Origin of the sequence: Vibrio breoganii, assembly GCF_024346795.1 — a bacterium.
In the GTDB taxonomy this organism is placed as follows: Bacteria; Pseudomonadota; Gammaproteobacteria; order Enterobacterales; family Vibrionaceae; genus Vibrio; species Vibrio breoganii.
This window is the reverse complement of record NZ_AP024864.1, coordinates 1,709,827-1,727,747: the sequence shown is the minus strand read 5'-3', so window position 1 is coordinate 1,727,747 and position 17,921 is coordinate 1,709,827. Positions and strand designations below refer to the sequence as shown.

Genomic DNA, 17,921 nt, shown 5'->3' with positions numbered 1-17,921 from the left:
GCAATTGTCACTAGTGTTGCGCAAACGATTGCGTTAATTTTCTGTGCGCAAAAAAATTAGCTCGCGACAATGCGCGAGCCAATGTTTAAATTCGAGCTAAAAGTATCTCAGCCTGCTCAATCATTTTCTTGCGGCCAAAGATTAGGTGGCGACGTTTGCCACCCACCTGACGCCACAGTACGGCACTACGAATACCAGAAAGGAGTAGGGCACGAACCTTGCTTTGTACCGAGGTTTGCTGAAGCATTGCTGGGTTGCCAGTGACTTGAATTCGAGGGCCAATTGGGCTCACCACATCAAGATAGACGCTAGCAAGGTTGCTGATCATTTGTTCTTCAAACAGATCAAAGTGCTCAGTTTGGCGCTCAATTTGTTGAATGCGATCGCCCAGTTGCGCCATAGAGTCGCGGCGTTGGCTTAGCTTGCGCTCCAGTGCCATCAAGCTGATCACGTAGCGAGTCAACTCATTGCCTGTCGCTGAGCTATCAATGCCACGGGCTAGACACTCAAGACCCACCTTTAGATCGCGCTCATTGCCAAAAACGCTGACTGTGTCGGCTGGGTTGGTATTGATAATTGCAGCAACTGAGGTTTCAAACGCGGCAGAATTACAATGTCCGTCTTTTGCCACTTGTTGAACTAAAGCGACAGCCTGGCAAATGCCAGCAAAAGCGATGGTACGGTCATAATTGGTATTTGCCACGTAAGAACTCCTTTGTCTTAAGCTTTGATTCGTTTTTCGATAATTCCGCCACCCAAGCATACATCGTCTTTATAGAAGACCGCAGATTGACCAGGGGTAACGGCTACTTGTGGTTCGTCGAAGATCACTTTGATGTTCTCGTCGTCCACAGGAATAATGGTACATGGAATATCGGTTTGGCGATATCTCGTTTTCACAGTGCAAGTCATTGGCTCACGAATAGGGTTGCGTTCGACCCAATGTAACTGAGAGGCAATTAGGCCTTCAGACTTAAGCAATGGATGATCTGCACCTTGAACCGCAATCAATACGTTACGCTTCAGGTCTTTCTCAGCAACGTACCATGGGTCTTCGTTACCACCGCCACCTTTTTGGCCACCAATGTGTAGACCTTTGCGTTGACCAAGGGTGTGGTACATCAAACCCATGTGTTCGCCAATCTCTTGACCTTCAGGGGTTTCAATTTTACCCGGCTGTGCTGGCAAATAGCGAGAAAGAAAATCTGTAAACTTGCGCTCACCGATAAAACAGATGCCAGTTGAGTCTTTTTTCTTCGCGGTGATCAGACCTTGCTCTTCAGCAATGCGGCGAACTTCTGGTTTCTCGATGTCGCCCACAGGGAATAAGCTACGGCCAACTTGTTCATGGCTTAACGTGTACAAGAAGTAGCTTTGATCTTTGTTGCCATCTAGGCCGCGAAGCATGCGTGGCTTTTCGCCTGCCGCAATTTCTTCTGCGCTAGGGAAGGTACGACGAACGTAGTGACCCATTGCAATGTAATCAGCGTCCAGAACTTCGTCAGCAAATTCCAAGAAGGCTTTGAATTTGATTTCTTTGTTACAAAGGATATCTGGGTTTGGCGTACGACCAGCTTTGTACTCCTGAAGGAAGTACTCAAACACGTTGTCCCAATATTCTGCAGCAAAGTTTATCGTGTGCAAATGAATGCCCAGCTTGTCGCAGACCGCTTGCGCATCGGCAAGGTCTTCTGCTGCTGTACAATACTCTTCGTTGTCGTCTTCTTCCCAGTTCTTCATAAACAGGCCTTCAACTTGATAGCCTTGCTGTTGAAGCAGGTACGCAGAGACAGAGGAATCAACCCCACCGGACATGCCGACGATGACTTTCTTTTGGCTGTTGTCAGACATTCAAAATTACCACTAGATAAACACGGTCGCAGATTCTAACAGAAACAAACCCAGTGTGACAGATCCGCGATGTGAATCACACTTTCAAATTGACTGAAAAGTGTAAACATTTTCTGTCATACTATGTGCCAACATTTCGTTGCTCCCACAATAGGGCCTAAGACCATGCAAGACCAACAAGAAGTTCAAGACCAGCTAATTGAAATCGTTGAAAATCAGATCGAATCGGGCAACCCAAAGAAAGTAAAAGAAACGCTGATGCGCCTAATGATGACAGGCAATAGTCGCGACGATGCTATCGCCATGATTGGTTGCGCGGTAGCAATCGAAGTGTTTGATGTAGTGAACAACGGCGCAGAGTTCAACGAAAAGCGTTATGCAGAGCATTTAGACCGTCTTCCAGATTTAGGGTTTATGGAAGGGGAGTGAGGCAGCCTCAAGCTTCAAGCTGTCAGATTAAACAGAGCCTAGAACCTAGGTCCTAGGGTCGGCTTCTTTCCATTCACCGTTTGGTAAATCGCCTAGGCTGTATTTACCTATGGAATAGCGGATTAATCGCAGAGTGGGGTAGCCGATGTTGGCGGTCATGCGGCGCACTTGTCGATTGCGACCTTCTATAATGGTAATCGCAAGCCAAGTGGTTGGAATGGCCGCGCGGAAGCGCACTGGAGGGTTTCTATCCCATACCTCAGGCTCTGACATGATTTCTACCTGTGCGGGTAGGGTCATGCCGTCTTTAAGTTCTACGCCATTGCGCAGCTTCTCCAAATCTTGCTCTGATGGCGCGCCTTCTACTTGTACCCAATAGGTCTTTGGGGATTTTGAATCAGGTTGAGTCAATTTAGCCTGTAAAATACCGTCATTGGTCAGCAGTAATAATCCTTCACTATCTCTATCGAGTCTTCCTGCAGCATACACGTCCTTTACCTTGATGAAGTCGGCAAGAGTTTGCCTGCCGTCACCATCAGTAAACTGGCTCAATACATCAAAAGGTTTGTTGAACAGCAGTACTTTTTGCTCTTCGGCAGAAACACGTTTAACCGTGCGTACTGGCTTTCTTCGATTGGAAGAGCTAGAGCGCTTTTGGCTGAATTTGTTATTGGGCTTCGAAGATGTTTCAGAAGTTCGAGACTTATTTTGAGGTCGGCGGTTGCCGCTAGACATGTTAACTACCTTGCATTTTTGTAAACAAACTGTATGAGTTCATTCTCACGAAACAACATTTGCTTTATGATACGCGCAGCAAACGGGTTAGGCTAATCATAACACGATTGCTAACAGAGCCGATTATTTGATAGGTTAACCAGTATCGCCTTGTATGACTTAAGGCGTTTTAGGCTATTTAAAGCCAAGATTTAGTTAAACCCAAGACACAACATCACGAATCGCACGATGCGAACGCTATAAAATCGACTAACACGAGAGCTGAATACAGCCAGTGAACAAAAATTAAAGATAGGGAAATTTCATGTCTGCACAAAAGCCCACCATTATTTACACCATTACCGATGAAGCTCCAGCGCTGGCAACATACTCATTTTTGCCAATGGTACAAGCATTCACTGCATCGTCTGATATTGCAGTTGAAACTCGCGACATCTCATTAGCGGGTCGTATCATCGCTAACTTCGCTGAGTACTTGAAGCCAGAGCAACGTATTGGTGACGCGTTATCAGAGTTAGGTGATTTGGCGAAAACGCCAGAAGCGAACATTATTAAACTGCCAAACATCTCAGCGTCTATCCCGCAACTTAAAGCAGCAATCAAAGAGCTACAAGCAAAGGGCTTTGATCTTCCTGATTACCCAGAAGAAGCAAAAACTGACGAAGAGAAAGCCATACAATCTATCTATGACAAGATCAAGGGTAGTGCGGTAAACCCAGTATTGCGTGAGGGTAACTCAGATCGCCGTGCTCCTGCTTCAGTAAAGAACTACGCGAAGAAGAACCCACATTCAATGGGTGCTTGGTCTAAAGATTCTCAATCACACGTAGCAAGCATGGACGGCAACGATTTCTTCGGTAGCGAAAAATCGGTCACCATCGATGGTGCGACAGAGGTTCGTATTGAACTGCGTGGTGATGACGGCAGCGTTAACACATTAAAATCAGCCTTCGCACTGCAAGACAAAGAAATCATTGATACTTCTGTGTTGAACAAGAATGCGTTGGTGTCTTTCTTTGAGAAAGAAATTGAATCGGCAAAAGAGCAAGATGTACTGCTTTCTCTGCATATGAAAGCGACCATGATGAAGGTATCAGACCCAGTTATCTTCGGTCATGCAGTTAAGGTTTACTACAAAGACGTATTCGAAAAATACGGGTCTCTATTTGACGAGCTGGGTGTTGATGTAAACAACGGTCTTGGCGATGTTTACGCTAAGATTGAGTCTTTACCTGAAGCGCAGAAACAAGAAATTATTGCCGCGGTTAATGCGGTTTATGAAACGCGCCCAGAGCTTGCAATGGTAGATTCAGACCGTGGCATTACTAACCTTCATGTCCCATCAGACGTTATCGTTGATGCTTCTATGCCTGCAATGATCCGTACCTCTGGTCAAATGTGGGGTCCAGATGGTAAGCCAAAAGATGCGAAGGCGATGATTCCTGATCGTTGCTACGCAGGCGTTTACCAAGCAGTGATTGATTTTTGTAAGCAGCACGGTGCATTTGATCCGACCACTATGGGTAGTGTGCCAAACGTAGGTTTGATGGCGCAAAAAGCGGAAGAGTACGGTTCTCACGACAAGACATTCATCTTAGCTCAGTCGGGTAAAGTCTGTGTTGTTGATGCGAACGAGAAGGTGCTTCTTGAGCAATCGGTTGAAGAAGGCGACATCTTCCGCATGTGTCAGGTAAAAGACGCGCCAATCCAAGATTGGGTGAAGCTGGCGGTTAACCGTTCACGTCTTTCTGGTACTCCAGCGGTATTCTGGTTAGATTCAAATCGTGCACACGATGCAGAGCTTATCAAGAAGGTAGAAGCGTACCTGCCTGAACACAATACTGACGGTTTAGACCTTCGCGTATTGTCTCCAGTAGAAGCGACCTTGTTCACTCTAGAGCGCATCGCTAAGGGTGAAGATACCATCTCTGTAACGGGTAACGTACTGCGTGATTACCTCACTGATTTGTTCCCGATTCTAGAGCTAGGTACTTCAGCTAAGATGCTGTCTATCGTACCTCTAATGAACGGTGGTGGCTTGTTTGAAACAGGTGCTGGTGGCTCTGCTCCTAAGCACGTTCAGCAAGTAGAAAAAGAAAACCACCTACGTTGGGATTCTTTAGGTGAGTTCCTAGCACTGGCTGCATCTCTTGAGCACCTAAGTGAAGTGACAGGCAACGAAAAGGCCCGTGTACTTGCAGAAACGCTTGATGTAGCAACAGGTAAGTTCCTTGACGAGAACAAATCTCCTTCACGTCGCGTGGGTGAACTTGATAACCGTGGCAGTCACTACTTCCTTGCTCGCTACTGGGCAGAAGCATTGGCAAGTCAAAACAAGAATGCTGATTTGGCAGCGCAATTTGCTGCGGTAGCTACATCTCTGGCGTCTAATGAAGAGAGTATTGTTGGCGAGCTTAACAGTGCGCAAGGCGTTGCAGGAGTGTTAGGTGGTTACTACTCACCAGTAGATGCGATTGCCTCTGAGCTAATGCGCCCAAGCGCTACGCTAAATCAGATTATCGACAACGTATAATCCAATATAAAGAGTAAAGCCCGAGCTAAGTGATTAGCTCGGGCTTTTTTATGCGTAGAGATTGGTTTAACGGCTATGCGTGAAGATAACCAGTGAACATCAGATAAACAGAAAGTGCAGCCAGCGCTATCAGTGCTCGCTCTATCCAAGTATCTACTACTGAATACACTTTCTCGCCGGCCTTTATGCGTGAGGCGTGCGTGTATCGGAAGAACGGAATACCTATGGTGTACAAAATAGTCGCCATCAACTGATATTCAAGTCCTGCCGCGGTAATTAGCCAAGCGCAAAACAACGCTGCGCTTGTGGCTAACGCTATGTTCCCGTAATTACGCTTTTCTAAACCAAGAGACTTAGGATCTAGCGAGATCTTAAGAAGGAAAAGACAGCTAAGTAGGTAGCAAGGTAGAACCATTACCGATGCGATGTTAATCGCTGCTAGATAGACGTTCTCAAACATCACGACCAGTAACACACACAGCTGCATGAACAATGTGGAGACATTCAATGCATTGATTGGCGCCTCATTTTTATTGGTGCGACTGAAGAAGCGCGGGAACTCACCCACTTTACCTGCTTCATAGGGCACTTCAGCCACCAACATGGTCCAGGCCACAAGGGCACCGAACACTGAAACCAGCACACAGATGTTGACTAGTACACGTCCGTATGGGCCGATTGCGGCTTCTAACAGAGACGCTGCTGACGGGTTTGCCAATTGTGACAACTCTTGCTGAGGCAAGATCCCAAAGGCCAATATAGAGATCAGGCTGTACATGCTGATAGCGACTAAAAAGCCAATAAGGGTTGCTTTACCGACATCCGACTTCTTTTTCGCCCTGCCAGATAACACCACTGCGCCTTCAATGCCCACAAAGCACCAAAGGGTCACCATCATAGTGCTCTGGATTTGAGTGACCACAGAGCCAAGTTGCTGTTCTTCTCCCCATACATCCAGGGATAAGTTTGCAGGCTCAAAGCTGTACATAATGATCGCAATAATAATGATCAAGCCAATCAGCTTACCTACCGTTGAGATAAGGTTGATGAAGGATGAACTGGCGGTGCCTCGCAGGGCTATGGCGTTCATGCCCCAGAGTAATGCTGAGCACAGGAATACGGTTTCTATGCCGTGTTGTAGCAATATAGGGAAGAATAAGCCTAAGGAGTCATTGATCATAACGGCTAGAGCGACGTTACCCATACAGGTCATTAACCAATAGCCCCAAGCGGAGTGGAAGCCGATGTATTCGCCAAAGCCTGCTTTTGCGTATGAGAAAATACCTGAATTGAGGTTAGGTTTTTGTTCGGCAAGTACTCTAAAGGTTTGCACCAATAGAAGCATACCAATACCTGTGACCAGCCAAGCTAGGGATACTGCTCCAATGGAGGCTTGTTCGGCCATGTTTTGCGGAATACTGAAGATACCGCTACCGATCATTGAGCCAAATACGATGGCGATTAAGCCAACTAAGCCTACGGAATTCTTATTACTCATTGCGTGCTCTAAACTGCTTCAGTGGTCATCAAAAAAGTGCGATGACCAAAATTATGTGAAGTAAACTGATGAGTTGAGTGTTATTTGACCGCCGCTCATCACAAGGGGGAGGGATTATACTGATTGGTATGCTGAATAAGTAGAGTTAATCGTAACGAGAGATTAAAACTATAATTCCATGGATGATCGATGTTCTTTAAGGGAAATAAGGCAGATACTTAGCATTGAGTTTTCGCAGTCTTATTATTGTGCCGATCACTCATTGGAAGACACATTTTTTTACAAAATAGAATCAGGGACTTAAGAATGACAAAGCTAACCATAGTAGCCAATATTGTTGCCAAACAAGACAAAATTGAGCTGGTGAAATCGGAGTTGCAGAACCTTATCGATACAACGCGCGCTGAAGAAGGGTGTGTGAACTACGACCTACATCAAGACAATGATAATCCAGCACATTTTCTGTTCTTTGAGAATTGGGAAACACGCGACCTATGGCGCAAGCACATGGAAAACGATCATCTAGCGGCTTATATTGCGGCAACAGAAGGAGCGGTAGAGTCTTTCGTTGTGCATGAAATGACGCAGGTAGGCTAGCTTGTATGTCGGTTTGATTTTGCACAAAATGGGGTGAGTGTTTGATTCCTGTTTGATATTCTAGTGATAGAAGAAATAGGAGTCATTGAGTCTATGAGAAAGAGCCTGATCACAGTAGTTTTTGGTGTATTAGTTACGGGTTGTAGCCAATCTGAAGCCCCCAAAGAGATCAGCGATTATAACTCCCACAAGAACCAGCAGGTGATCATCGTTCACGGCCTTGCTCGCAGTGCATCTTCAATGGAGGAGATGTCGGAAAGAGTAGAGGAGCATGGCTATCAGGTTTGCGTGGTGGATTACCCAACTGTGGGTAGAGAGCTAGACTACACACTACGTAAAAGCGGTCTGCAGATAGATGAGTGTGTTTATCAGTTTGATCGCGAGCTGTCTCAGGCTAGTGGCAGTAAAATACACTTTGTTGGGCACTCTCTAGGTGGGTTGGTTATTCGAGATTACCTTGCCAAAAAGCCAGCAATGACGTATTCGCAACATCTAGGTGAGGTGGTGTTTTTAGGCACCCCAAATCATGGCAGCGACGTGGCGGATTTTTTCTCTAGCCTTTGGCTGTTGCCACTTGCGGGTGGTACGGCTGCCTCATTAACCACAGATCCGCAAAGCTTGCCTAATTCATTGCCGCAGCCCAATTATCCGTTTGGAGTAATCGCAGGGACAGATACTTACCCGGTTTTAAGGCATGTGTTCGAGAATTCGAACGATGGCCTAGTGTCGGTTGAGTCAGCGCAATTAGAAGGTATGCAAGACTTTATAGCGGTGGACATTAAACACGACAGCTTGAGAAGTGACCCTATGGTGACCGACCTTGTTCTTAACTACCTAAGCAATCGACGCTTTGCGGTAACAGAACCAGCGCAATAAGTGGTTTTACTCATTAGAATGAATAACGGCTGACTCATGATATTGAGTCAGCCGTTTTCGTGTTTAGAGTTAGGCCTCGCTACTAAATAGCTACTAAAAAGGTGCTAAAGAGCGACTAAAGGACCTTGACGACTTTATCTAGGTCTAGGCGAGACTTAGGAAGATTGGCATTGTAATCTTCTTCTTTATGGTGATAACCAATGGCGAGAGCGACATTACATACGTAGCCATCCAACTCTTCAGCAAAGATGTCACCAATCAGTTCACTGTCCACCCCTTCCATTGTTGTTGAGTCGATCCCTAGCCTTGCAAGAACGTGTAGAGCGTTACCTAGAGCCAGATAGGTTTGCGACTTGGTCCATGTCGAGGTATCACCATTTTCGTCGGTATTGAGCTCAACAAAGGCAAATGCGCCAAACGCCGAATCGCGTTGCTCTTTCGGGGTACGACCATCTTCAATACCCTTATCCACGACCTTAGCGTAGTCTTCTTTCGTGTAACGAGGGTTGTGAGCAAATAAGATCACATGAGAAGCAGACTTCACATGAGGTTGGTTAAATTGGTGCTTTATGGCAAACGTATCGTGCATGCGTTGCTTGGCTTCGTCGCTTTCAATGACGATAAATTTCCAAGGCTGTGAGTTAATGGATGACGCGGATAGGCGAAGCGCTTCGTAGATCACGTCTAAATCTTGTTGAGGAATACGCTTAGATGCATCGTAGCGTTTTGCTGTGTAACGATTTTCTAGGTCAGTGATGATTGGATGAGCCATGGCTGAGTCCTTTAATAGTTGGGTGAGGTAGCAAGTGAGCGCGACCAAATAAACTGTGAGTGCTTTGAATAAATCTAGACTATTTGATCGTGCGCCGTGAATAAACCGCAGTTCATGCAAATTACTTTCAAATACTATTCAATAATCCTAATAGTATTGTGAATCCATTTATAGATAGCAGTTATCCTAACTGATTGAATATTATGAATATGCTGTATTTGGTCACAAAAAGCGGGTATGTCAGATATTTGCGATTCTAGCGGTGATCTCGCATAATCGGCACAAATATCATCTAGGTTTAACGCATGAAAAGATTAGTTTTGTATGTAAAGGATAAGTGCCCGCATTGCAAAGATGCTCAGCGCTATCTTGACTCTAAGGGTTATAAATACCGCTTAACCAACGCCAAAATGCAAAGAGGTCGAAAGGAACTAGACGCTATCGGAGCTCGGTCTTTACCTGTACTGAAGATAGGTGACCAAATCATGATTGGTTGGGATCCGAAGAATTTTGAGCGAATGTATAGTAGTAATTAAGCTTGCTGCAGAAACGAAAAAAGAGGCTCTAGAGCCTCTTTTTACTTATACGGTAACGCTATTTTGCTGCATCACTTTCTATTGGTACCACAGCGCTAGCATGGGAACCCTTAGGCCCATCTTCGACTTCGTAGTTGACAGTTTGACCCGCTTTTAATGTCCTATAACCATCCATCTGGATAGTTGAATAGTGAGCGAATACATCGCCTTCTTCTCCTTCTGGGCAAATAAACCCAAACCCTTTGGCGTTGTTAAACCACTTAACTGTACCTGTTGCCATGCTTTACATCCTTATGCATTTATTACTTGTTGTGCGCTGTGTCGCAATAGTCTGAATGATCAAATTACTTCAGTTAAACCAACATCATCAGCCTACTTTGTTTGAATAGAAAATCTCAAATGATGATTTTCTAATCAGACAATAGAATAATGTAGACAAAGAATCATCATCGTCAATACATTTCGTTCGATTATTTAACAGAATAATAACGATTGCTTTGAGATTAAACAACGCGGATCACTCAATATGTGGTGTAAGGTCAAGGTATGAGCAACATGTTGCAATAAACAGCGGGTTTCGTGGCGAAAGTAGGCTAAAAAACGCTCGTCCGATACTGATAGCAATCTTTTATTTGCAGGGATACAATTGCTCTATTAGTCTCTAAAGTAGCTGGAAAAAATTCTGCTACAAGAGTGATTGTTTTTTCTACTAAAGACGTAAAAATGAGTAAATTTTTTGAATGGGTGACTCCAGACTCAGACTTGCTGGAGAAAGAAAAAACCGAGGTAAAACCACCACCTATGTATCACGTTATTCTTAATAACGATGATTACACCCCTATGGATTTCGTTATTGAGATCCTTGAGCGCTTCTTTGGTATGGATGCCGACAAAGCGACTCAGACCATGCTTCAGGTGCATTACCAGGGGAAAGCACGTTGTGGAACGTACACAGCTGAAGTTGCAGAAACAAAGGTTGCACAGGTTACTATGTATTCTGAACAGCAAGAGCATCCTTTATTGTGCACCATGGAAAGAGCATAACCACATCGCTGTCGAACAGGACTAAGTGGTTGTTTTTGAAGTTTTGGGGAGGCCTGTATGCTTAACAAGGAATTAGAAACGAGTTTGAATGGCGCTTTTTCTCAAGCGCGAGATAAGCGGCACGAGTTTATGACGGTAGAGCATCTGCTGTTGGCGCTCCTAGACAACCAATCTGCTCAAGAAGCTCTCAAGGCTTGCGGAGCAAACATTGACACAATTCGTCAAGAGCTTGATACCTTTATCGAGCAAACCACGCCATTAATCGCCGTTGATGATGCGACGCGAGAGACTCAGCCAACCCTGAGCTTCCAGCGAGTACTGCAACGCGCGGTTTTCCATGTGCAATCTTCTGGTCGTAATGAGGTGTCTGGTGCAAACGTACTGGTCGCTATCTTTAGTGAGCAAGAGTCTCACGCCGCCTATCTTCTGAAAAAGAACGATGTGAGTCGTTTAGACATCGTCAACTTCATCTCTCACGGCATCACTAAAACACAAAAAGATGAGCCATCTGAACTGTTTGGCAGTGCTGAGACCACAGAAGAAGTCGCGCAAGAAGACCAGTTAGAGAATTTTGCCACTAACCTGAATATCGTGGCTCGTAATGGTCATATTGATCCGCTTATTGGTCGCGACCAAGAGCTGGAGCGCACTATTCAAGTATTGTGTCGTCGTCGTAAGAACAACCCTCTACTCGTCGGTGAAGCAGGAGTGGGTAAAACCGCGATTGCCGAAGGCCTAGCGTGGAGAATTGTTGAGGGTGACGTGCCAGAGGTTATTGCCAACTCTGTGATTTACTCTCTGGATATTGGTTCACTGCTTGCAGGCACCAAATATCGTGGTGACTTTGAGAAGCGCTTTAAGAACATCCTCAAGCAACTTGAGAAAGAAGATGACGCGATTCTGTTCATTGATGAGATTCATACCATCATTGGTGCAGGTGCAGCATCGGGTGGGCAAGTTGATGCCGCTAACTTGATCAAGCCGCTGTTAAGCAGTGGTAAGTTGCGTTGTATTGGTTCTACGACCTATCAAGAATACAGCACCATCTTTGAAAAAGAGCGCGCGCTGTCTCGCCGCTTCCAGAAGATTGATGTGGTTGAGCCTTCTCTAGATGACACCACTAAGATCCTAATGGGTCTTAAATCGAAATACGAAGAGCACCATGAGGTTCGCTATACCAATAAAGCCCTTCGTGCTGCGGTAGAGCTTTCTGCTAAATACATTAACGAGCGTCATTTGCCTGATAAAGCCATCGACGTGATTGATGAAGCGGGTGCGAAGAGCCGCTTAGTGCCGAGCAGTCGTCGTAAGAAGACGGTAGGGGTGGGCGATATCGAAGCTATGGTGGCTAAGATGGCGCGTATTCCAGAGAAGTCGGTCTCTTCTTCAGATAAAGACATTCTTCAGAATCTAGATAAGAAAATGAAGATGTTGGTGTTTGGACAAGATGAGGCTATCGATGTACTGAGCGAGTCTATCAAGTTGTCTCGCGCTGGTTTAGGCGCAGAGAATAAACCTGTGGGTTCTTTCTTGTTTGCGGGCCCTACTGGGGTGGGTAAAACAGAGGTGACAGCACAGCTTGCTAAACTGATGGGTATTGAACTGCTTCGCTTTGATATGTCTGAGTATGGTGAGCGTCACTCTATCAGCCGATTGATTGGTGCGCCTCCAGGTTACGTTGGATATGACCAAGGTGGTTTGTTAACGGATGCCGTTATCAAGCAGCCTCACTCTGTAGTTCTTCTTGATGAGATAGAGAAAGCACACCCTGATATCTTTAACTTGCTTCTGCAAGTGATGGACAACGGTACGCTAACGGACAATAACGGCCGTAAAGCCGACTTCCGTAATATCATCTTAGTCATGACCACTAACGCGGGTGTGGTGGAGACTGAGAAGCAATCAATAGGCCTGATCCAACAAGATCACGCACCTGATGCGATGGCTATTATTAAGCGTGTATTTACTCCGGAGTTCCGTAACCGCTTAGACAACATCATTTGGTTCAATAGCCTAGATGAAGAAGTTATCCACCAAGTTGTCGATAAGTTCATTGTTGAGCTTCAGGCGCAGCTTGATACACGTGGTGTGTCTCTTGAAGTGGCCGATAGCGCTCGTAAATGGCTAGCTGTGAAAGGCTATGATAAGTCGATGGGTGCAAGACCTATGTCTCGAGCAATTCAAGAGAACCTGAAGAAGCCACTGGCTAATGAGTTGTTATTTGGCGTGCTGGTGAATGGCGGTACTGTGACCGTTGATCTTAAGAATGACGAGTTACAATTCCACTATGCGAATACAGAGGAAGAAGCGGTTCATCATTAATGGATTCATAATTAGTGAGCAGAGCGTTGGGTTCTGAAGGGGCCCAACGCTAAGCGCACAGAGATGACTTAGATTGGATGGGATTATTAATCTTCAGCCAACAAAAAACGGAGCCTAAGGCTCCGTTTTTTTATGCATAGTTAATAGAGATATTAACGAGCACGGAAGACGATGCGGCCTTTACTTAGGTCGTATGGAGTCATCTCTACAGTCACTTTATCGCCAGTTAGGATACGGATGTAGTTTTTGCGCATCTTACCAGAGATATGTGCAGTCACAACGTGACCGTTTTCTAGTTCTACACGGAACATAGTGTTTGGCAGAGTGTCCAGGACAGTGCCTTGCATCTCAATTACGTCTTCTTTAGCCATTTAATCCTCGAATCAGAATAAGGGTAATCTTGGTAACTCAATTTAGTTACCTATTCACATTGGGCGATATTCTACCCTTGCCACCGGTGATTTACTAGCTTTTGATGCGAATCAAATCGGACTTTATAGTTCATGGCTGGGCATTCATCAATCTGATAGCCCAGATAGAGCCACTTTTTACCTTGTGAACGGGTGTATTGGATCTGATAGAGCACAGACAGTGTACCCAATGAAATAGGGTGGTCCGGGTCATAAAAGGTATAAAAGGCACTGTTTGCACTATTCACTTGATCAGTCACCGCGACCGACACCAATTGATCTTGATAATAAATCTGCAAAAAGGTGGTTGGAATCGTATTTGAGCGAATAAATTTGGCAAAGTCATCGCGTTTTGGAGGGTACATACTGCCCTCAAAGTGTCGAGCTTCGATATACTTCTCGTAAACTTCAAACCAATCTGGGTTAATTTGCGTGGTCACTTCCCAGGTATATTGCTTGCCTTTGTTAAGCAAACGCTTTTGGCTTTTTGATGGTTTGCAGTGCTCAACGTCTATTCGAATGGCGATACACTTACTGCACCCTTCACAATGGGGGCGATAAATCGTGTCTCCACTGCGCCTGAACCCATTTGCTAACAACAACTCATAGCCTTGCAAGCTTTGCAGTTCATTATCCAGTGCAATCGCGACACGCTCTTGCTTGTCCTTCAAATAGCTGCATTGATGGCTTTGGGTGAAACCCACTCGAATTTGTTGTAACTCTGGATTCATTTACGGATAGATTCCTTTTCGGTGTTAGCTGACGAGATAAACGCTATAAAGTGAACAGTTGCTGACTGTCGTAGCAACCTGCATTCATCGATGTATCTCTGCTCTCTAAAAGATAGTCTTGAAAGGTGGTTCTTGGTATCTCAATTGCGCCTAAAGAGGCCAAATGTGGGTTCATGATCTGACAATCAATCAGTTTCCCACCATGGTTGATGAAGTGTTGGCAAAAATACCATAACGCTACTTTTGACGCGTTGGGTTTAACACTGACCATAGACTCTCCGCAAAATACCTGACCCACAGAGACGCCGTACAGGCCGCCTATGAGCTCATCACCATCCCATACTTCTACTGAGTGGCATGAGCCTGCTCGAGCAAAGGCTTTATAAGCTACAAGCATTTGCTCTGTTATCCAGGTTTCTTCATCAGGGCGAGTGTCAGCACACAACTGGATAAGGGCTTCAGTGGCGTGATTTAGAGTCACGGTATAAGCGTGCTTTCGTTGAAACTTGATTAAACTTTTTGCAGGCTTGAAAGTGTCAGGTATAAATACCGCTCTTGGCGATGGACTCCACCACAAAATGGGTTCACCATAGCTATACCAAGGAAATATCCCTTGCCTATAGGCGCTTTGTAGTCTGCCTACAGAGAGATCCCCCCCAAATGCCAACAGCCCATTAGGTTCAGCCAATGCTAAACTTGGGTCAGGGAACTGGGTATTACTGAGACTGAGTTCTGGAAGATATAAGGTCATTATAAAATGAGAATACTGATTACATTTTTACTACTGTTTCCATTATTAGCACAAGCTGCTTATCAAAGAAATACAGCGCGTCCAGTTAATGAGGTGGTTTATGGTCAAGTGGATACCGTTCGCTATATTTCTCAGCAACAAATTATCGAATCTGAGGCCAAGGGATGGCAAACCTTATTGGGCGCTGTTGTTGGTGGCGTGATTGGTAATCAATTTGGTGGGGGTACAGGCAAAGAAGTAGCAACCGCGATTGGGGCAGTTGCGGGGGCGGGTGTTGTACAACATTATGGTAATCAGCAGTACCGCGTCGAACACAAGCTGGTGGAGATACTGATCAAGACCGATGACAATCGATTGATTGATGTAATTCAGGATATCGATAGAAACATGCTTTTCTCTGCGGGCGACACCGTTCGTATCCTTTATTTTGATAATGGTGTGCGAGTAGATTTGCATCAATAAAACAAAATTCTCAGATTTAGTGTCAATTGAGTCTGTTTTTCTTTGCGCAATTTCGATAGTCTGAAATTATCTTCAATATCACGACTTAGCATCAAATTGCTTTCAAGGAAAAGACGTCAATGGAAAGCTTAACCCTACAACCTATCTCTAAGGTCAGCGGCCAAGTTAACTTGCCGGGCTCTAAGAGCGTATCCAACCGTGCACTATTGCTTGCAGCCCTTGCAAATGGCACAACTCGTTTAACTAACCTTCTCGACAGTGACGATATTCGTCATATGCTGAATGCCCTTGAGCAACTAGGTGTAAAATACAGCCTATCTCAAGATAAAACAGTCTGTGAGGTTGAAGGTCTAGGTGGCGTATTCAATGCATCTGAAGCACTAGAACTGTTTCTAGGCAATGCGGGTACGGCAATGCGCCCATTGGCTGCGGCACTTTGTGCTAGCCAAGGTGAGTTCGTACTGACGGGTGAGCCGCGTATGAAAGAGCGCCCAATCGGTCACTTGGTTGATGCTCTGCGTGAGGCAGGTGCTGAGGTGACGTATCTTGAAAACGATGGCTTCCCACCGCTTAAGATCCAAGGTACAGGGCTAACCTCTGGTGAGGTATCTATTGACGGCTCTATTTCTAGCCAGTTTCTAACGGCATTTCTAATGACTGCACCTTTAGCTGATGGTGATATCACTATCAATATTGAAGGCGACCTAGTCTCTAAGCCTTACATCGATATTACTTTGCATATCATGCAACAGTTCGGCGTTAGCGTTGAAAACTACGATTATCAAAAATTCATTGTACGCTCTGGTCAAAGCTATGTAGCACCAGGGGATTTCTTAGTAGAAGGCGATGCATCGTCCGCATCATACTTCTTAGCGGCCGCTGCCGTTGGCGGTGGTGAAATCAAGGTGACAGGCATTGGCAAAGACAGTATCCAAGGCGATATTCAATTTGCAGATGCACTGCAGGCTATGGGCGCTGAAATCGAATGGGGCAGTGATTACATCATTGCTCGTAAAGGCGAATTGAAAGCCGTTGATATGGACTTCAACCATATCCCAGACGCAGCAATGACCATTGCAACAGCAGCGCTGTTTGCAGAGGGCACAACAGCCATTCGCAACGTCTACAACTGGCGTGTGAAAGAAACAGACCGTTTAGCGGCAATGGCCACTGAGCTGCGTAAAGTGGGTGCGACGGTTGAAGAGGGTGAAGACTACATTATTATCACTCCGCCACAGCAGTTGATTCATGCAGCCATTGATACCTATGACGATCACCGTATGGCGATGTGTTTCTCGTTAGTGGCATTGAGCGATACACCTGTGACAATCAACGACCCTAAGTGTACGTCAAAAACCTTCCCTGACTACTTTGATAAGCTCCAAGGTCTAGTGGTCGCTTAGGTCGACATAAAATTCCCTCGAAAGAAAACGAGTAGAATAAAAAACGGGCTCCCACTGGGAGCCCGTTTACTATGTAATCAGCCTTAGTTGGCTGGTGGCGCCTGCTCAAGGAGTGCCTTGTTGTGACGCAACATCGTTAGAATATCATTGATGTAGTCATCAGAGCGCTCTGAGTAGCTGCCTAGACCATGAATCAGCTGTTCAGCGGTTGGCGTCTTATGTTGTGCGCGAATATTCGCACGGAGCTCTCTAAAGCTGCTGTACGCTTGGTTGGTGTTTAGGTTATCGACGTAGGCAGATACTGAATCACCAACGGAGTTGAACTTAGCCACTTCGTGGGTCATACCTTCTTTACGTTGGTTTGGCACAACGCCACAGCCTTGGGTAAAGCACCATTGACCAAAGAAGTTATTGGCTTCTTTAGCAAAGCGGGAGGTTCCCCAGCCACTTTCATTGGCCGCTTGGATCAAAACCAGCTGTTCTGGAATCACGTCTACATGAACAAGTAGGGCATCGACTTCATTCAGGCTGAAATCTTTCACTTCGACGCGATACTGACTGGCAATTTGAGTCAATGTGTTCTGCTCTGCTTCAGACAATACTTGGCCACCAACTAACTCGCTTTGTAGCGTCACTAACGTTTGGCGTTGCTGCTGAACAAAGGCATTTTTCTTTTCAATGTACGGCTTAATGAAGGCAAAAAATGCACTTTTCTTCTGATTTACGTCGCTGATTGCGGCAAAATCGGGTACCGATACTTTTTCAAATTGTAGAGAATTTTGGTTATTACCCATACCTAGATGGTAATAGGTGGAAGCCATCAAAATGATAGCCATGCTACCAATAATAATTGCGCCATTTGTTGGTATAAATCTGCGTAAACTCACCGTAATTCCTTGTCTCAATCGATTGAAAAATGTGAAGTGGGTCATTATATGTGAGAGCGAAGCGCTTGGATACAGGCGCAACAT

Annotated in this window: 19 protein-coding genes; 9 read left to right on the top strand and 10 right to left on the bottom strand. The window is 45.3% G+C overall.

Translation table 11 applies throughout. From position 1 onward, the window contains the following. Positions 1–85: 85 nt before the first annotated feature. Together hflD and mnmA are read right to left on the bottom strand one after the other, a co-directional pair. Positions 86–703 carry a high frequency lysogenization protein HflD gene (gene hflD, locus OCU35_RS08115; protein ID WP_102360223.1) on the bottom strand — a complete coding sequence of 206 codons (618 nt, stop codon included), beginning with the start codon at positions 701–703 and terminating at the stop codon, positions 86–88. Between the two features lie 17 nt (positions 704–720). Continuing rightward, positions 721–1,851 (bottom strand): tRNA 2-thiouridine(34) synthase MnmA, encoded by a 1,131-nt coding sequence (gene mnmA, locus OCU35_RS08110; protein WP_065209726.1) that lies wholly within the window; start codon positions 1,849–1,851, stop codon positions 721–723. Between the two features lie 165 nt (positions 1,852–2,016). Here mnmA and OCU35_RS08105 point away from each other — a divergent pair, with 165 nt between their 5' ends. After that, positions 2,017–2,280 carry a hypothetical protein gene (locus OCU35_RS08105; RefSeq protein ID WP_017030351.1) on the top strand — a complete coding sequence of 88 codons (264 nt, stop codon included), beginning with the start codon at positions 2,017–2,019 and terminating at the stop codon, positions 2,278–2,280. A 45-nt stretch (positions 2,281–2,325) separates the two neighbouring features. Here OCU35_RS08105 and OCU35_RS08100 read toward each other — a convergent pair whose 3' ends face one another. Then, complete coding sequence (locus tag OCU35_RS08100; protein WP_261825140.1) at positions 2,326–3,015, bottom strand: pseudouridine synthase; 690 nt, start codon at positions 3,013–3,015, stop codon at positions 2,326–2,328. Positions 3,016–3,319: 304 nt separating this feature from the next. On the opposite strand from OCU35_RS08100, the gene OCU35_RS08095 reads away from it, so the two are divergent. Beyond that, complete coding sequence (locus tag OCU35_RS08095; protein ID WP_065209728.1) at positions 3,320–5,548, top strand: NADP-dependent isocitrate dehydrogenase; 2,229 nt, start codon at positions 3,320–3,322, stop codon at positions 5,546–5,548. A 73-nt stretch (positions 5,549–5,621) separates the two neighbouring features. Here OCU35_RS08095 and OCU35_RS08090 read toward each other — a convergent pair whose 3' ends face one another. Next, a complete protein-coding gene (locus OCU35_RS08090) occupies positions 5,622–7,046 on the bottom strand; it encodes a basic amino acid/polyamine antiporter (protein WP_261825139.1) in 1,425 nt (474 codons plus the stop codon). A 306-nt stretch (positions 7,047–7,352) separates the two neighbouring features. Between OCU35_RS08090 and OCU35_RS08085 the strand changes: the two genes are divergently transcribed. Further along, a complete protein-coding gene (locus tag OCU35_RS08085) occupies positions 7,353–7,643 on the top strand; it encodes a putative quinol monooxygenase (RefSeq protein ID WP_017030347.1) in 291 nt (96 codons plus the stop codon). 93 nt (positions 7,644–7,736) lie between these two features. Further along, on the top strand, positions 7,737–8,519 hold the full coding sequence (locus tag OCU35_RS08080; protein WP_017030346.1) for an esterase/lipase family protein: 783 nt from the start codon (positions 7,737–7,739) through the stop codon (positions 8,517–8,519). Between the two features lie 115 nt (positions 8,520–8,634). Here the strand turns inward: OCU35_RS08080 and OCU35_RS08075 are convergent, their stop codons facing one another. Beyond that, positions 8,635–9,291: an NAD(P)H-dependent oxidoreductase gene (locus tag OCU35_RS08075; RefSeq protein ID WP_017030858.1), complete on the bottom strand. Its 657-nt coding sequence runs from the start codon at positions 9,289–9,291 to the stop codon at positions 8,635–8,637. Positions 9,292–9,596: 305 nt separating this feature from the next. Here OCU35_RS08075 and OCU35_RS08070 point away from each other — a divergent pair, with 305 nt between their 5' ends. Then, complete coding sequence (locus tag OCU35_RS08070; RefSeq protein WP_017030344.1) at positions 9,597–9,827, top strand: glutaredoxin family protein; 231 nt, start codon at positions 9,597–9,599, stop codon at positions 9,825–9,827. Between the two features lie 58 nt (positions 9,828–9,885). On the opposite strand, the gene cspD is transcribed toward OCU35_RS08070, so the two are convergent. Further along, the gene (gene cspD, locus OCU35_RS08065) at positions 9,886–10,107 is read right to left on the bottom strand and encodes a cold shock domain-containing protein CspD (RefSeq protein WP_017030343.1); all 222 of its coding nucleotides are present in this window, start codon (positions 10,105–10,107) and stop codon (positions 9,886–9,888) included. A 443-nt stretch (positions 10,108–10,550) separates the two neighbouring features. Between cspD and clpS the strand changes: the two genes are divergently transcribed. After that, complete coding sequence (gene clpS, locus OCU35_RS08060) at positions 10,551–10,871, top strand: ATP-dependent Clp protease adapter ClpS (RefSeq protein WP_017030856.1); 321 nt, start codon at positions 10,551–10,553, stop codon at positions 10,869–10,871. A 57-nt stretch (positions 10,872–10,928) separates the two neighbouring features. After that, on the top strand, positions 10,929–13,193 hold the full coding sequence (clpA, locus tag OCU35_RS08055; protein ID WP_017030341.1) for an ATP-dependent Clp protease ATP-binding subunit ClpA: 2,265 nt from the start codon (positions 10,929–10,931) through the stop codon (positions 13,191–13,193). A 152-nt stretch (positions 13,194–13,345) separates the two neighbouring features. On the opposite strand, the gene infA is transcribed toward clpA, so the two are convergent. From infA to aat, 3 genes are all read right to left on the bottom strand, one after another. Beyond that, on the bottom strand, positions 13,346–13,564 hold the full coding sequence (gene infA, locus OCU35_RS08050) for a translation initiation factor IF-1 (protein ID WP_001040192.1): 219 nt from the start codon (positions 13,562–13,564) through the stop codon (positions 13,346–13,348). 71 nt (positions 13,565–13,635) lie between these two features. Next, on the bottom strand, positions 13,636–14,334 hold the full coding sequence (locus OCU35_RS08045) for an arginyltransferase (protein ID WP_102550326.1): 699 nt from the start codon (positions 14,332–14,334) through the stop codon (positions 13,636–13,638). 43 nt (positions 14,335–14,377) lie between these two features. Beyond that, positions 14,378–15,085: a leucyl/phenylalanyl-tRNA--protein transferase gene (gene aat / locus OCU35_RS08040; protein ID WP_261825138.1), complete on the bottom strand. Its 708-nt coding sequence runs from the start codon at positions 15,083–15,085 to the stop codon at positions 14,378–14,380. A 6-nt stretch (positions 15,086–15,091) separates the two neighbouring features. Between aat and OCU35_RS08035 the strand changes: the two genes are divergently transcribed. Both OCU35_RS08035 and aroA read left to right on the top strand, forming a co-directional pair. Then, on the top strand, positions 15,092–15,547 hold the full coding sequence (locus OCU35_RS08035) for an outer membrane lipoprotein (protein WP_102329406.1): 456 nt from the start codon (positions 15,092–15,094) through the stop codon (positions 15,545–15,547). Between the two features lie 119 nt (positions 15,548–15,666). After that, the gene (gene aroA, locus OCU35_RS08030) at positions 15,667–16,950 is read left to right on the top strand and encodes a 3-phosphoshikimate 1-carboxyvinyltransferase (protein WP_102360226.1); all 1,284 of its coding nucleotides are present in this window, start codon (positions 15,667–15,669) and stop codon (positions 16,948–16,950) included. A gap of 83 nt (positions 16,951–17,033) precedes the next feature. Here the strand turns inward: aroA and OCU35_RS08025 are convergent, their stop codons facing one another. Next, positions 17,034–17,837: a glucosaminidase domain-containing protein gene (locus OCU35_RS08025; RefSeq protein WP_102481024.1), complete on the bottom strand. Its 804-nt coding sequence runs from the start codon at positions 17,835–17,837 to the stop codon at positions 17,034–17,036. Positions 17,838–17,921: the final 84 nt, after the last annotated feature.